Source organism: Stygiolobus azoricus (assembly GCF_009729035.1).
GTDB classification, from domain to species: Archaea; Thermoproteota; Thermoprotei_A; order Sulfolobales; family Sulfolobaceae; genus Stygiolobus; species Stygiolobus azoricus.
The window spans coordinates 16,979-31,223 of the sequence record NZ_CP045483.1 but is presented as its reverse complement, the minus strand read 5'-3'; the positions used below and the strand labels follow the sequence as shown (position 1 = coordinate 31,223).

18 protein-coding genes and 1 tRNA gene are annotated in these 14,245 nt (G+C 39.2%); 10 read left to right on the top strand and 9 right to left on the bottom strand.

The window, feature by feature from the left end:
• The first annotated feature begins 4 nt into the window (after positions 1-4).
• Positions 5-94 (top strand) — tRNA-Ile (locus D1868_RS00190).
• A 43-nt stretch (positions 95-137) separates the two neighbouring features.
• Positions 138-1,187, top strand: a complete 1,050-nt coding sequence (locus tag D1868_RS00185; protein WP_156004750.1) for a hypothetical protein — start codon at positions 138-140, stop codon at positions 1,185-1,187.
• On the opposite strand, the gene sucD is transcribed toward D1868_RS00185, so the two are convergent.
• Genes sucD through D1868_RS00165 form a run of 4 tightly spaced genes read right to left on the bottom strand, consistent with a single transcriptional unit; the run spans position 1,156 to position 4,685 of the window.
• Complete coding sequence (sucD, locus tag D1868_RS00180) at positions 1,156-1,980, bottom strand: succinate--CoA ligase subunit alpha (RefSeq protein ID WP_269194920.1); 825 nt, start codon at positions 1,978-1,980, stop codon at positions 1,156-1,158. The two genes, D1868_RS00185 and sucD, sit on opposite strands and share 32 nt — an antisense overlap.
• Positions 1,981-1,994: 14 nt before the next feature.
• Positions 1,995-3,008, bottom strand: a complete 1,014-nt coding sequence (locus D1868_RS00175) for a succinate--CoA ligase subunit beta (protein ID WP_156004748.1) — start codon at positions 3,006-3,008, stop codon at positions 1,995-1,997.
• Positions 2,995-3,705 carry an endonuclease III domain-containing protein gene (locus tag D1868_RS00170; protein WP_156004747.1) on the bottom strand — a complete coding sequence of 237 codons (711 nt, stop codon included), beginning with the start codon at positions 3,703-3,705 and terminating at the stop codon, positions 2,995-2,997. The genes D1868_RS00175 and D1868_RS00170 overlap by 14 nt, the downstream gene beginning before the upstream one ends.
• Positions 3,705-4,685: a UDP-N-acetylglucosamine--N-acetylmuramyl-(pentapeptide) pyrophosphoryl-undecaprenol N-acetylglucosamine transferase gene (locus D1868_RS00165; RefSeq protein WP_156004746.1), complete on the bottom strand. Its 981-nt coding sequence runs from the start codon at positions 4,683-4,685 to the stop codon at positions 3,705-3,707. Before D1868_RS00165 ends, D1868_RS00170 begins: the two co-directional genes overlap by 1 nt.
• A 37-nt stretch (positions 4,686-4,722) precedes the next feature.
• Here D1868_RS00165 and thrS point away from each other — a divergent pair, with 37 nt between their 5' ends.
• The 3 genes from thrS to D1868_RS00150 are packed head-to-tail and all read left to right on the top strand — an operon-like array spanning position 4,723 to position 7,536.
• Entirely contained in the window at positions 4,723-6,351 is a 1,629-nt protein-coding gene (thrS, locus tag D1868_RS00160) for a threonine--tRNA ligase (protein ID WP_156004745.1), read from the top strand.
• Positions 6,348-6,815, top strand: a complete 468-nt coding sequence (locus tag D1868_RS00155) for a methylated-DNA--[protein]-cysteine S-methyltransferase (protein ID WP_156004744.1) — start codon at positions 6,348-6,350, stop codon at positions 6,813-6,815. The genes thrS and D1868_RS00155 overlap by 4 nt, the downstream gene beginning before the upstream one ends.
• A gap of 31 nt (positions 6,816-6,846) precedes the next feature.
• Complete coding sequence (locus D1868_RS00150; protein ID WP_156004743.1) at positions 6,847-7,536, top strand: nucleotidyltransferase family protein; 690 nt, start codon at positions 6,847-6,849, stop codon at positions 7,534-7,536.
• On the opposite strand, the gene D1868_RS00145 is transcribed toward D1868_RS00150, so the two are convergent.
• On the bottom strand, positions 7,526-7,741 hold the full coding sequence (locus D1868_RS00145; protein ID WP_156004742.1) for a hypothetical protein: 216 nt from the start codon (positions 7,739-7,741) through the stop codon (positions 7,526-7,528). The two genes, D1868_RS00150 and D1868_RS00145, sit on opposite strands and share 11 nt — an antisense overlap.
• 140 nt (positions 7,742-7,881) lie before the next feature.
• Here D1868_RS00145 and D1868_RS00140 point away from each other — a divergent pair, with 140 nt between their 5' ends.
• A complete protein-coding gene (locus tag D1868_RS00140; RefSeq protein WP_156004741.1) occupies positions 7,882-9,051 on the top strand; it encodes an FAD-dependent oxidoreductase in 1,170 nt (389 codons plus the stop codon).
• 52 nt (positions 9,052-9,103) lie between these two features.
• Positions 9,104-9,733, top strand: a complete 630-nt coding sequence (locus tag D1868_RS00135; protein WP_156004740.1) for a hypothetical protein — start codon at positions 9,104-9,106, stop codon at positions 9,731-9,733.
• A gap of 34 nt (positions 9,734-9,767) precedes the next feature.
• Here D1868_RS00135 and D1868_RS00130 read toward each other — a convergent pair whose 3' ends face one another.
• A complete protein-coding gene (locus tag D1868_RS00130) occupies positions 9,768-10,118 on the bottom strand; it encodes a hypothetical protein (RefSeq protein ID WP_231112396.1) in 351 nt (116 codons plus the stop codon).
• Positions 10,119-10,223: 105 nt separating this feature from the next.
• Between D1868_RS00130 and D1868_RS00125 the strand changes: the two genes are divergently transcribed.
• Entirely contained in the window at positions 10,224-10,988 is a 765-nt protein-coding gene (locus D1868_RS00125; RefSeq protein WP_196770250.1) for a tetratricopeptide repeat protein, read from the top strand.
• On the opposite strand, the gene D1868_RS00120 is transcribed toward D1868_RS00125, so the two are convergent.
• Together D1868_RS00120 and D1868_RS00115 are read right to left on the bottom strand one after the other, a co-directional pair.
• A complete protein-coding gene (locus D1868_RS00120; RefSeq protein WP_156004739.1) occupies positions 10,957-12,207 on the bottom strand; it encodes a phytoene desaturase family protein in 1,251 nt (416 codons plus the stop codon). The two genes, D1868_RS00125 and D1868_RS00120, sit on opposite strands and share 32 nt — an antisense overlap.
• The gene (locus tag D1868_RS00115; protein ID WP_156004738.1) at positions 12,204-12,668 is read right to left on the bottom strand and encodes a PaaI family thioesterase; all 465 of its coding nucleotides are present in this window, start codon (positions 12,666-12,668) and stop codon (positions 12,204-12,206) included. The genes D1868_RS00120 and D1868_RS00115 overlap by 4 nt, the downstream gene beginning before the upstream one ends.
• A 106-nt stretch (positions 12,669-12,774) precedes the next feature.
• Between D1868_RS00115 and D1868_RS00110 the strand changes: the two genes are divergently transcribed.
• The gene (locus D1868_RS00110; RefSeq protein WP_196770249.1) at positions 12,775-13,275 is read left to right on the top strand and encodes a hypothetical protein; all 501 of its coding nucleotides are present in this window, start codon (positions 12,775-12,777) and stop codon (positions 13,273-13,275) included.
• Here D1868_RS00110 and D1868_RS00105 read toward each other — a convergent pair.
• Positions 13,212-13,568 (bottom strand): GIY-YIG nuclease family protein, encoded by a 357-nt coding sequence (locus tag D1868_RS00105; protein ID WP_231112394.1) that lies wholly within the window; start codon positions 13,566-13,568, stop codon positions 13,212-13,214. The genes D1868_RS00110 and D1868_RS00105 overlap by 64 nt on opposite strands.
• 36 nt (positions 13,569-13,604) lie before the next feature.
• On the opposite strand from D1868_RS00105, the gene D1868_RS00100 reads away from it, so the two are divergent.
• The gene (locus tag D1868_RS00100; RefSeq protein ID WP_196770248.1) at positions 13,605-14,207 is read left to right on the top strand and encodes an SAM-dependent methyltransferase; all 603 of its coding nucleotides are present in this window, start codon (positions 13,605-13,607) and stop codon (positions 14,205-14,207) included.
• Positions 14,208-14,245: the final 38 nt, after the last annotated feature.

Below are 14,245 nucleotides of genomic sequence, written 5' to 3'. Positions count from 1 at the left end.
GTCTGGGCCCGTAGCTTAGCATGGTAGAGCGCCCGGCTGATAATCCCGGTGATCAGGTACCGGGAGGCCGTGGGTTCAAGTCCCACCGGGCCCACATATGGATTAAACTTTAATCAACTGGATTAATGCATAAAGTGATGGTCGAAAAAATAATCCTTTACGCGTTTCTAATACAAGGACTAGTATTATCGTACACGGTATCTTCCTATATTTCAGGAGGAGGTCAAATCTTTATCTCAAATTATAATATGACAATGCAGTGGCAAGATCTAGGAATAGGCCTAAATATTACCGGTAAAGAGATATATTATCCTACTCCTCTGGTGAAACCTCAAGTAACCCCATTTAATAGTCAGGGCGAAGAACTTACGTACTATTCCTTCTTATATAGAGACGAGACTGGTGGGTTACAGTTTATATTATTCTTTACCAACTTTACCCTGACTTCTGCTACTGTTAATGGGACTAACATTCCAGCTATCAAGTTTTATAACGGTAACTCTTATTTGGTTATTTCAGCCCAGTACGGTTTTCCGATTAAGGGTGTAGCATATAATTACATATCTTCTCTTCGCATTCAGGCTGTTGATAACATATCCATAAATATGACTGGGATTAATCCTCTTCCTCCTTTAGAGAAATCAGGGTCTTTATATAAACTTACCTTGAAGTTTAGCCCTAATGTAAAAGAGAGTGTTTACGTGGTAACTCCACAAGCAATTATTTCCGCGAAATCACTAACGTATAAGTTAGAGAACAAGACATTTTCTCTCGGGGCCATTAATTTGGAGTCCAAAGGTTATGTAACTGTGATCATACCAATAGATGATTTTCCCATAGTTGAACCGACAGGCACAGTGCTCGTCAACGGGTCAAATTACTTCTTCAAGATGAACGGGTCAGTAACTCCATTTGGCACTTATTATCAAGCGATACCTGGTAATACATCAAACCCTTATATGGGGTTTACAATAGGGAAATACTTCCTCCTCATATTCCCTAACGGCGGGAACATCTCAATAATACTTCAGAACTTAGAAAATCCCTTGACAAGTTATCATGTTACGGACTTAAGTTCCCCCTACTATCCCTTCACTGAGTTCTTACAACAGTATTGGATACCCTTAGCTGTTGTTATAGTTCTTGTGGTACTAGTCACAGTAATTTTAAGATATCGTAGGGGGTAGTAGCTACCGGTATACCAGCCTCTTTGAAAGCCCTTATCTTACTTTCAAAAGTCCCCATACCCATGTACACTACTGCACCAGCATGACCCATCCTTTTCTCTTTCGGAGCCGTCATCCCAGCAATATACGCTACTATTTTCTTTGATATTTTACCCTCCTTCTTCATTTTCGCTACCTTCTCTTCCATAGTACCTCCTATCTCTCCGACTATAACTATCTCTTCTGTCTCTGGATCCTTGTCAAACATCTCAACCACTTCATCTAAAGTAGTACCTACAATCGGGTCTCCTCCTATCCCTATTACCGTTGATTGACCAAAATCTCTCTTTATTATTTCAGCTATCTCGTAGGTTAACGTACCAGATCTTGATACAATTCCTACCTTACCTTTTCTGAAAGCTCTAGGTGGGAAAATCCCTAAATTCACTTCCTCAGGAACTATTATACCGGGGCAATTAGGTCCTATTATCCTACTACCCTTAAGCTTCGCATATCTTTTAACCCTGAGCATGTCCATGACCGGTATGTGTTCCGTTATGGTTACTACCAGAGAGATACCGTTGTCTATAGCTTCAAACATTGCGTCCGTAGCGAATTTAGCAGGGACAAATATAATACTTGCGTCGACATCATGTTCCTTTAGTGCCTCAGCAACTGTGTCGTATACCGGTATACCGTAAACCTCAGTCCCTCCTTTTCCGGGGGTGACACCAGCGACTATCCTAGTACCGTAATCCAACATTTGTTTAGTGTGGAAACTTCCCTCTCTCCCCGTTATACCCTGAACTAATATCCTAGTGTTCCTATTTATGAGCGTACTGCATCACCTATGCAGGTTATAGGGTCTTCATATACTGATATCCCTCTCTGGGAAAGTAACTTTCTTCCTTCTTCTTCATTGGTACCTACAATCCTAACGTAGATAGGGATCTTCACCTTTTCAAGGGCTTTGATTATTCCCTGAGCAACTTCGTCACATCTTGTTATACCGCAGTAGACATTCATTACTATCTTCTTGACCTTGGGGTTTTTAGCAAGCCTAATTATTGACTCCTCAACCTTGTCACTTCCTGCACCGCCACCAATATCTAGAAAGTCTGCAGGATTACCTCCCATTAATTTCACCATATCCATCGTTGCCATGGTCAGACCTGCACCATTACCTATGATCCCGATGTCTCCATCTAGTTCAACATATGAGTCCGACTTTTCGTAACTCCTGCCTAGCTTCTCCAATAAGTCTTGGTGCCTGAACAAAGCGTTGTCCTCTAAGATCACTTTCGAATCCAGTGCTACTAGACCACTTTCAGTTACAGCCAAGGGGTTTATCTCCGCAAGCTCAGCTTCGAACTCAGTTACTATTCTATAAAGACCTTGAATAATAGGTTTTAACCCTTTCACGTCTAAATATTTCTCGATTTCGAGTACGTCAAAATCCCTTACTCCCCTCTCAATCGGGATGTGAAAGATTCTAATGTTTTTAGCTCTCTCAACATCTACTCCTCCCTCAGGAGAGGCGACGATAATAGGCTCTACTGCCTCACGGTCTATAAGGCAAGAGAGGTAAATTTCCCTATCGTGTGGGATATACTCCTCAACAAGGAATTTACTTACGCCTAATTTTTGGAGTTCGAGTACTGTATTATACACATCTTGAGTTACTCTCACTAACCCCTTCTTCCCTCTACCACCCTCAAGAAGTTGGGACTTGACAACAGCCTTTCCGTCCCACTTTATCGGCTTGTCTGTTACCACACCTCTTGGGACTGGGATTCCAACCAGTTTGAAGATCTCTTTTCCTTCGTATTCATAAAGTTTCATTACGGTTCGCATTATAATATTTGCAGAATTGTTTAAATACACAACTATTACATTTTGGATTAGAAAAACAATAAAGTTTCCCCACCGTTACTAACCCTGCGTGGGCTAGTTTCAACTCGTAAAGATCTTTCCTTACAAGTTCCTCAACGATCTCCTTAGCCTCTTCTCTGGTAAGTTCTACATTAAGTACTCTACTCATCACTCTCTTAGCATAATTGGAACGCGGGAACACGGGAATATTACCTGCAAAGAGTAACAACGCTTCTGCAGTCTCGTCCCCAATGCCATCAACCTCCTTCAGCAATTTCTCGTCCTTAACCAGTTTTTCAACCCCTATTTTTGACGTTATTTCAGATAGTACCTTCAACCTCTTGGCTTTAGTTCTGTAGAAGTTTGCTTGCCTTATTAGTTCAGCAATCTCCTCTTCGCTCAATTGACTTAGTTTCTCTAAACTGTTTACCCCTTTCTCTCTCATTTTCAGAAGAATCTTTTTCACTATTTCCCATTTAGTCATCTGAACTAAAATTGAGGAAATTAACAACTCGTCTACAGTCTCTACTCCATCCCACCACTTCGGAGATTCGGCATCTGTTACTATCCACCCTGCTCTTCTCAACAAATCAACGTTCTCTTCCAGTATCCTAAGGAGCTCAGCACGCAGTGACGTCTTCACCTCATCAGCTAGCGCTCGTTTCATCATGAAAGCTCCTCCAAAATCCGTTTAACTAGATTAGGAGTCCCGATCTCATATTTTTTAGGGGGTTTCACCTTTTTAACTGCTTCAGCTAACTCTTCGATGGATTCCCACTGGGACGGATCGTCTAAAAAGGTAGCACCTAAAATTTCTGCGTATTGTTTAGAGTCTTCTTTCGTAGCAGCATATCTCCAGTCTTTGTTGTAGACCACTATCGTAGGTTTCTTATACATTACCACTGATTCCATTGCTGTTTTACCTTGGTGAGTTATTACTAGAGATGCTTCACTTATGTACTTCTCTAGATCCGTAGAGAAGGAAAAAGCCTTGACGCCTCTCTTAGCGTATTGTTCAGGAGGTACTCTACCTGTTTGTATTACAACTTCTTTACCGAAGTCTAAACTGACCACAATATCGAACAGTCTTTTAAAACCCATAGTCCCTGCAGTCACTAGAACGTAACCGTTATCTTTCGGAGTGTATTTCGGCTTTTCGACTATAGGTCCAACTACCATCCCTTTTTTAGGGTATAGACCTTTCTGTTCCTGCCAATGGAGAAAGACGTTTTCTGCGAAGTTTGATAATATTGATACTGTCTTACCTCTAGTCACTATCCTATCCTGACTCTCAATTACGAAGAGTTTACTTCCCTTGACTCTCTGGGCTAAAGCTGGAAAAAGGGAGTGATTTGATCCCGTAGCGATGACTACTTTATATTTCTTTATTTTCAGACTTTGGGCTAACACGCGGGGTAGATTTTTTATGAGAGCTGTGTTTCCCTGATCTGGTTCTTTAGCCTTTTTGACGTAATAGAATTGACTGGAAAAGGGTTTAAGTACTTCCTCGGTGTACTTATCGTTCTCGGGTATTACAAAGTCAACTTTATACGAGTTACTGCTTAGCGAGAGGTACTCTGCGATAGCTCTTGCAAAACCTGTATGTCCTCCCCCGCTGGCTATAATTAGAACGTCACTATTTTGCATTAAGCTATTTTATTTGCTTCAGGATAAAATGGTATCCATGGAAGAGTATAAAAGCGTCTGGCTGAAGGCAGGGATAATATACGCTCTAAACCTAGCAGAAGCTGGATTAAAGCCAGTAGAAGTGGGGTTAGGAGAAAGGGATTTTTACGTTGACGTAGAGTCACAGACTACGTTAACACTTGAGGAAGCCAAGAAGTTCGCTAAATATAAGAAATTCAATTTCCAAGTGAAGGATGGAGAAGTAGAATATAACGGTATGAGGATCAAAGTTAGCAGTGGTGAAATAGCTCAGGTAGAACCTCAGTATTTTGAGATCTTGAATATTTCAGTCCACCACCCTACTCCTGAGTTGCAATACGTTAGGATCAGGGGTGTTGGGTTTGAAAGAGAAGAACAACTTAAGGACTATCTAAGCTGGTTGGAGAAGGTTTCAGAATATGATCACAGAATTATCGGTGAAAAATTAGACCTCTTCAGTTTTCCGGACGAAGCTGCTCCGGGAGTAGTCCTATTTCACCCTAACGGGCAGACAATAAGGAAGGAGTTAATGAGGTATATGGAGGAGATAAACAACAGTATGGGTTACAAGGAAGTTTACACTTCACATGTTTATAGGGCAATATTGTGGAAAATCAGTGGTCACTACGATCACTATAGGGATAAAATGCTGTTGTTTAAAATGGAGGATGAAGAACTCGGAATAAAGCCTATGAACTGTCCTGCACATATTCTTATTTACAAGAGTAAGACAAGGAGCTACCGTGATTTACCTCTGAGATTTTCGGAGTTCGGTCATGTGTATAGATGGGAGAAGAAGGGGGAGTTATACGGTTTATTAAGAGTTAGGGGTTTCACGCAAGACGACGGTCACATATTCCTTCGTGACGATCAACTCAAAGACGAGATTAAGTTGTTAATAAAGAAGACTCTTGAAGTCCTATCAACCTTCGGCTTTAAAGAGGACGACGTCAGGATAAATTTGAGCACGAGACCAGATGACAGTATAGGTACTGATGAACAGTGGGATAAGGCTACTGATGCTTTAGTTTCTGCACTTAACGAGCTCGGTCTGAAATACGTAGTTAAAGAAAAGGAAGGGGCATTTTACGGGCCTAAGATAGACTTTGACATAAGGGATAGCCTGCAGAGGTGGTGGCAGTTATCTACTATACAAGTTGACTTCAATTTACCGGAAAGGTTTAAGTTGGAATATGTAGACAAAGATGGAACGAAAAAGAGGCCTGTAATGGTTCACAGAGCCATTTACGGCTCCATGGACAGATTTATGGCAATTCTCTTAGAGCACTTTAGGGGTAAGTTACCAACCTGGCTATCTCCTATTCAAGTCAGGGTATTACCGATTACTGAGGAAGTAGATGAGTATGCAAACGATGTAACGTTCAAGCTCAGGGAGAAGGGAGTAAGGGTTGATGTTGATAGTGGTGAGGAGACCCTATCCAAGAGGATAAAGAGGGCTTATGATGAGGGCATACCGTATATTGTTATAGTAGGAAAGAAGGAGATGGAGAAGGGAGAAATAACGGTAAGGGCTAGAGGTAATGTCGAAATAAGGGGGATTAAGCTCAATAGCTTCCTTTCAGCGTTACTTGAGGAGATAAAGAATAGAGATTTGAGCCAGAATAATACAATAAGTAAACTCAAATGATAGTCTACGGAGTGTATAAGAGCCCCTTAGGGACAATTACTGTTGCCAGAAGTGAAAAAGGGTTTATAATGTTAGATTTCTGTGAATGTGTGGAAAAGGAGTTATTGGACAATTCTTTTTTCACGGACTTCTTTCATCTACTCGATAAGTACTTTGAAGGTAAGGAGGTAGATTTTTCAATGGTTCCCTTAGACATTAATGTTAATACCTTTAGACGGAGAGTGTTTAACGAGACAAGAAAAATTAAGTGGGGGCAAGTAAAGACTTATAAAGAGATTGCAGATACATTAAAGACTTCTCCAAGAGCTGTAGGAGTAGCCCTATCTAAGAATCCCGTGTTGTTGATTATACCTTGTCATAGGGTAGTAGCTGAAAACGGAATTGGTGGTTACTCAAGAGGCGTTGAACTAAAAAGAAAATTACTAGAACTAGAAGGAATAAAACTAGATGAAGAAAATAAATAACCTTAAAATCTGTAAAACGGGAATATAAATAATGAAAGCTGTAATTTTAGCTGGAGGTTTTGGTAAGAGGCTCAGGCCCTTAACAGACGAGAGACCCAAACCCCTTATTGAAATAGCAGGTAAACCGATTATTGAGTGGCAGATAAAGTGGTTGAAAAAATTCGGAGTTACGTCTGTGTTTGTACTTGCAGGTTATAAGAAAGAGGTTCTCATCGATTGGGTGGCAAAAAATCAAGATAAGTTAGGGATATCTATTGCAATTCTCACTGAGGATCAACCTCTAGGAACTGGTGGAGCTATAAAGAGGCTTAATGGATTTATATCAAACGGGGAAAGGTTCTTCGTTTTAAACGGGGATATCCTAACTAACCTTGACCTCTTTAAGCTGGAGGACGATAAGGCTGTAGCTGTTATATCTTTGGTACCTTTGAGGAGTCCCTTCGGTATAGTAAAAGTTGAAAGGGACGGAATTATAACGCAGTTTGTTGAGAAACCAATATTGAAAGACTATTGGATAAATGCTGGTGTGTATTCTATGAGCTCAGAGATATTCGAGTATCTTCCTGAGAAAGGGGATATAGAAAAAGAGACTTTTCCCTTGCTGGCCCAAAAAGGCCTTCTTAAGGGGATAACTTTCGATAACGTATACTGGAGATCAATAGACACGTTAAAGGACTACGAAGAGGCTAATGCGGAGATTACAGAAGTGTTTAAGGATTAAGCATTAAGTCAACTTCTTCACCTTCTTCTTTTAACCACTTGTCTAAAGTCTTTTCAAGACCCAGATCCCTTAAGTCGTTTAGTAGCCTTTTGGCCAATACTTCGAAATCCTCCTCGCAGTCCAGCGGTATGTTATATTTTATTATCTCAAGCACTATTCTTGCTATATTCATTGCGTCTTGTTCATTCATGCATAATTTGTTCATTAAAGAGTCAGATAGAGATGAATGAAACTAATAGTGAAAACAATGATGATACCTACACAGATCGATTCAGCTTTAAAATAGTTTTCTCAATGTCGTAATAATTGTAAATTTAATTAAAGTGAGAAAAAGATGTATACTCAATGAAAAAGGTCGTAATCGTTGGTGGCGGAATAGGTGGAATGGGAGTTGCAAACACATTGGCGCAGAAACTGAAGAACGCAGAAATTACCGTTATAAACAAGGACGACTACTATATATCGGGGCCTAGTAGACCACTCATCCTAACTGGTGAGCAGAAATATAGTAGAATCTTGAGAGGCTATGAAGAGGTAGGAAAGAGTGGAATCAAAGTAGTTATCGGAAATGTATACAAAATAGACCCTGCGAATAGGAAAGTCTACTTGTCAGAAACCACCTTTAACACTAAGAAAGAACTAGATTATGACTACTTAGTCTTATCCCCCGGAATAGTGTTTGATGGTTCTTCAATAAATGGTTATGAAAAGTATTGGTGGAAGAACACTACAGTCTATGACCCCGGTATGGTAAACGTCCTTAAACAAAGGCTCTGGACTGCTGAGAGTGGAAGTATAATTATTTACGCACCTAAAGCCCCTTACAGATGTGCACCTGCCCCTACTGAGACTGCTATGTTAGCTCACACAATTCTGACTTATAGAGGTGTTAGGGATAAATTTAAGATAATACATATTGACGCTAATGACAAGACTCAACCCCCGGTAATTGCGGACATAGTTAAACAAGTTTATGAAAAAGCTGGGATACAACTAGTCACTAACCAAGAGATTACGGAGATAGGAGAGAATTATGTTGTTACTAAGAGCGGAGAAAAGTACGAATATACTATACTAGCAATGTTAGAGCCTAACAGAGCTCCAAAGTTTATCGAGGAAGCAGGGTTAGGTTCACCTTTTGCTGAGGTGAGATCTCCTCAGGATTTGAGGAGTCCAAAATACGATGATATTTTAGCAGTAGGAGATGCAGCTAAGTTACCCTTCCCTAAGAATCAGGAGATAGCGTTTGAAAGCTCTCAGTTTGCTGCAAATAAGATCCTTGAGATGGAAGGAATAAGTGAGAAGGTCCCCGTGCAATACGCGTTTGTAGGTTGGGCTTACTTAGGGAATTTAGAAGGTAAGTTAGAAACTTTAAGCTTGCAGTTCCAGTTAGACTTGACAAAACAACCTCCTGCGGCTGCCAAAGACCCTCAGTTAAAGAGGGAGTATACGATACAAAAGGACAATTGGGAGCAAGCGTATCTTACAAAGCTTTTTGGATACAAGAGCGAGTAATTAAAAAAGAAAGTCAGTTTTTTATTTCTCCTTGCCATAACCTTCTTCCATTATGAACATAGCAATATTCTTAGCTTCTTTAGGAATTTCACTATTAGAGCTCTCAGAAGCGGGTGCTGTAGCGTCAATATACCACGGAATTTACAAGAGTAACGTACCATTTTTATACGCTACGTTAGGTGTAATAACAGTATTGATCCCTACATTCGCGTTAGGAAAGTTTATTTACCTCCTACCGTTAAATTACGTCCTCATCGGATCGGCAATAATATTGTTCTATTTCGGCTATAAGTTGTTACGCAGTGCTAGAAGGTATTTTAAGGGAGTTAAAAGGGCTAAAGGAGATGATGAAAAGAAGGAGGGAGTAGTTGTGGTTTTCACAATCTCGGCTGTTGAAGCATTAGAGGCTGCATTGGTGATAATAGCACTCATGGGTGAAGATTATTACGCCTCGTTGCTTGGCACTATCATAGCCTCGATTATAGTGGTAGTTCTCACATACACATTAAAATCTCAAATTGCGAGGATAAGGCTTCCTCATATGAAATTCTTTTTATCAGCCCTGCTTTTCAGCCTTGGTACATTATGGGTTAATGAGGTATTTATTGGATTGAGTGATTTATTTCTACCAGTGTTCTTCTTAGGGTTTTTAGTTTTTAATTACATAATAATAAAGATTTAAAAACAAAAATTAAAAGGAAAGAAAGTAAAAATTTTTACACAAAATACCTTCCTCTGACTTTGCGTTTGCCTAATTCAGGCTTTCTCTGATTTTCAACTTTTTTAGGAACCCCACTTTTTTGCGCTTCCAACTTCGTCTCTTTCATTATAAAGTAGTCTCTTATTCTCGCTAACGCTTCCCTATAATCTTTTACGCCCTTTAACATCTCCGCAAGTGTGTTATTCCCTATATACCTTAACCAAGCTACTATGTGTCCTTGTTCTAAGTGCCAGTTAACACATGCAGGGTCTGTTGCACCTATCCTCATTATTTCGTTCTCGAGCTCTTTTTCGTTGTGGGCTACTCCAACTACTCTATCGTATGACCTGAAGTAGAAAGGCTCCATATTCTACACTTTGTAAGTGGAAGTGTTATAAACAAAGAGTCTACATAAAGAATGACATGTATCAATGATCAGATATTTAGCCTTATTTTGGTAAATAATAAATTGATGAGCGAGATTCAAGACGCATTAAATGCATACAAGCAAGGAAATCTTAATTATGCACTGAGAAAGGTTCAAGAAATAATAGAGAAATCTGAATCTCAGGAAGCGTATAATTTACTCGGGAAGATTCTAAAGGAAATGGGGAAGGACGATGAAGCCCTTCAAGCTTTCTTGAAAGCAGGTAACAGACTTGAAGCCGCTAGAATTTATTTACAACATGGTTTGTACAGAGATGCATTGAACCAGTTAAAGGACTTAAACGATAAAGACGCGAGGATTTTGAGGGCTTTAGCTTATATAAAACTTGAAGAATACGAGAAGGCTCGGGAGGAATTGACGAACATAGAAGATAACTCCCCGATAACCCTCAAGGCAAAGGGCATAGCGGATTATTATATGGGAAATTATTATGACGCGTTAAGGGAACTTAGCTTAGCAATAGAGGCATACCCTTATGACGCTGAACTGTTTTATTACAGAGCCCTTACTAAGATAGAATTGAATATGGATCCAGAAGAAGACTTGAACACCGCTATATCTCTAAACCCATATTATGCAGAGTTATACTATAATAAAGGAGTTGTATTAGAGACTAAAGGTAAGATAGAAGAAGCTATTAAGTTCTACTCTAGGGCTATAGAGGTTAAGCCTCAGCTAGTTAAAGCTTATTACAGAAGGGCAAAGGCTCTAATGAAAATGGGAAAAGAAGATGAGGCAATGAAAGATATAGAGAGCGTTAACCAGATAAAGAACTCAGGATCAAGTTAGCCACGTTATATGCGGGGATACCAGTTACTTGACCTCCTGGATAAGTCCCAGCGCTGCACAAGTATAAGTTCTTATATTTGGTAGTGTAAGGCAGTCTCTTTTCAAATAGGAAATCATCGGTCATGGGTAAGTGGTTGAGGTTACCGAAGGGCAAATTATACAATTTTTGACTTACTTCACCGTCTATTTTATCTATGTATAGTATATCTTCATCCTTGATTCCCAATAACTCCTTAACGTTTTCCAGGCCACCCATAGTCTCTAGGACGATACCGTTTCTGGCTTTGTCTAAATATGACGGAATAAGAATCTCTCCCACCTCAGTATCGAGTAACGAGTATTCGTATCCTTTTAACGGCTCTGGTATTCTAGGATAATTCCTCAGAATTATGTTGTATTTCCTCCACCTCGAGACCGGTAATTTAACGTTAATGTCAAGTAAGTCGTAAAACACGAGAGGACTAGTCGCGATCACTACAATATCAGCTTCATATTTTTTACCGTTAACTACAACTGCCTTAACTTCGTCGTCTCGGATAATAATATCCTCTACACGGGAGTTAACCCTTAACTCAGCCCCAAACTTCTCAGCGTATTCTGCAACCTTCTCAGCTACAGTCCCCATCCCTCCCTCGACTAAAGCCCAATCCGTAGAAAAATAATATGCTATAACGTAAGCTGAACTCTTCTCCATTCCGGGATAGATAAAGAAGTAGTGGTAATCTTCCGATATGTATTCTGATAACAGCTTTTTTGCAGGAGTATCAATGAACTCGCTTAATCCCTCCTTTTCAGCTTCTTCCCTAATTTCCTGCCTTGTTGGTGGGTACTTAACGAATGTGAATTTTTTACTTAACAACTCTTTGAACTTCAATAGCTTTTCCTCGAATTCAGGATACTTTTTCTCCCCCACCTTAACTAGTTCTTTTATCCTCTTTTCCTTATCTCTCCAAAACGGTATGGCTTTTCCGTTAACGTAAAATGTCTGGAATACGTCCCCCTTTAGTATAGGTATTTGAAACTTCTTTATAAGAAATTCTGGCATTAAACCCAAGACGTAAGAAGCCCTACTTATTTTTACACCTTTTATTTCTACAGTATCAGTCAGCCCTCCAAGCTTATCTTTAGCTTCAAATAAAGTAACTTTAACCCCTTTTTCTGCTAATAAAGCCGATAAAATTAACCCGTTATGACCTCCACCAATAATTGCGACCTTCATTTTGAAACATTCCTTCCTCTCAATATATACCATGTACCTAAAGCCTTAGCTCCCAGAACGTTATTCTTATCGTAGAACTCTATCTCCACGACTACTACAGTTTTACCAGCCCTTATTACTTTCCCGACGCATCTAAAAGGTCCGTCTTTCATCGGCTCAAGAAAGTTTATTTTTAGTTCTTGTGTTACTTGATCATCACCGTCGTTAACGGTCATAGTCGCCAATCCACCTGTGTAATCAATAGCACTCATAATAGCTCCTCCGTGTAACACTCCTCCTATTCTCAATACGTTTTCGGAGTAATTTAATACAGTTTCTGCATATCCTTTATCAATTTTGACAACTCTCAATCCCAAGTAGCTGAATAAGTTTTCTCTCGACAATATGTTGTTTATCCTATCCACGTCAAAAGTTTTTACTAACTCAATCTTATTATAACCTTGAATGCTCTCATCTGTCATACAAAACTGTATACTGTTAACTTTACAAAAAGTTTCCGTTAACTTTTGCAATGTATATTCCTTAGAAGTATGGGACAAATTAGTAAAGGGTAAGACGGGAAACTTCGTGATAGTAGGCAGAAGTGAAGGTGAAAGAGGAGAAATCAAGTGGTATGACCACGAGGTAAAAGGCAGATTAACACTTAGAATTGACAGAGGTACCTTAAAGGCTTATTTCCAAAATGAGGAAAAAACCATTAATTTACTCGACCTAGGGTACATCTACACATGGGTTAGCGAAAAGATTTCATCCTCTAATAGATACATTGGCTTGTGTCAAACCAGCAAAAGGAGAGGAAGAATAGAGGTTACTGTTGTAAAAGGCATAGACGTATATACCTCGCTGGACAAGGAAAAGATAGACTTTATCCTTACCCAGATTTTCGGAGAGGGAGTTAAACTACTCAAGGTCGTTGTCTCTGACGACTTTAAACATGTATATTTACAGTTTTTCAGAAATGGCGTATATTGGTTTTCGGAAATGGAGAGACTTGCGTTAAAACATCAATCTTTAACTAAGGAATTAATAGACCTCAAGAAGGAGATCATGTCTATCTTAAACAGATGAGATGGGTATTCGGTATCATCTGATGAACCGAAACCTATCACGTATTCGTATTTGTCGACGAGACTTCTCACTATTTCCTTCTCGCTTAAAGGGACAACGAGAACCGCTATTACTTCACAAAGTTCTGAAGAAGCAAAATCTATGTGCCAATGCATTTTCCTCTTTTCCTTACTCATATGTCTAGAGATCCTCTTAGCACAATTCACTCCGCAAGAACCGACGTAAGCATAGAAACCCTCCTCTAAGTGGAATTCTTTAGACTTAGTCCTGATATTGCCTTTACGACAATTCAAAAAAACGATATATCCCTTCATACTAATTTACTTCACGTGAAAGTCATAATTGAACATTTGGAGCCAGAGTTGTCTAAATGGATCCTTTACGAGTATGAAAGTGCTTATAATATTTTAGGTGATAATTTGCTCATTACTGGCGTAAAGATAGACGGTATACCTAGTACTGAAAAGAGGTTTCATGAAATTGTAGACCCTAGTAAGGTAGTAATATTAGATCCGTTTGCAGAGGAAAAGTTAAGTAGGAAAGATTTGACGGAAAATGAAGCTGTAATTATTGGAGGAATTCTTGGAGATCATCCTCCGAGAGGCAGAACAAAAGAGTTCGTTTCTGATAATTTCCCTCAAGCTAAAAAGAGGAATTTAGGAAAGGATCAGTTCACGATAGATAGTACTGCTCTCTTGATTAAGGAATTACTTCTTGGCAAGAAAAGAGTCAAGTATACCTTTATGCCTAAGATTCTCTGCAGATATAAGGAGGTTGAGAGCGAAATAGACTTACCTTTTGCTTATGTCCTTTTGGATGGTAAACCGTATATTTATTCCAAACTTTTCTCTTTCTTAACTAAAGGATTAAAAGAATGTATTGTAAATTTTGATAATGTAAAAGAATTTGAAATTGTAGAAAATTCAGTATAAACTTGATAAATTTTTATTAAGGAAAAAGGTTGTAATTA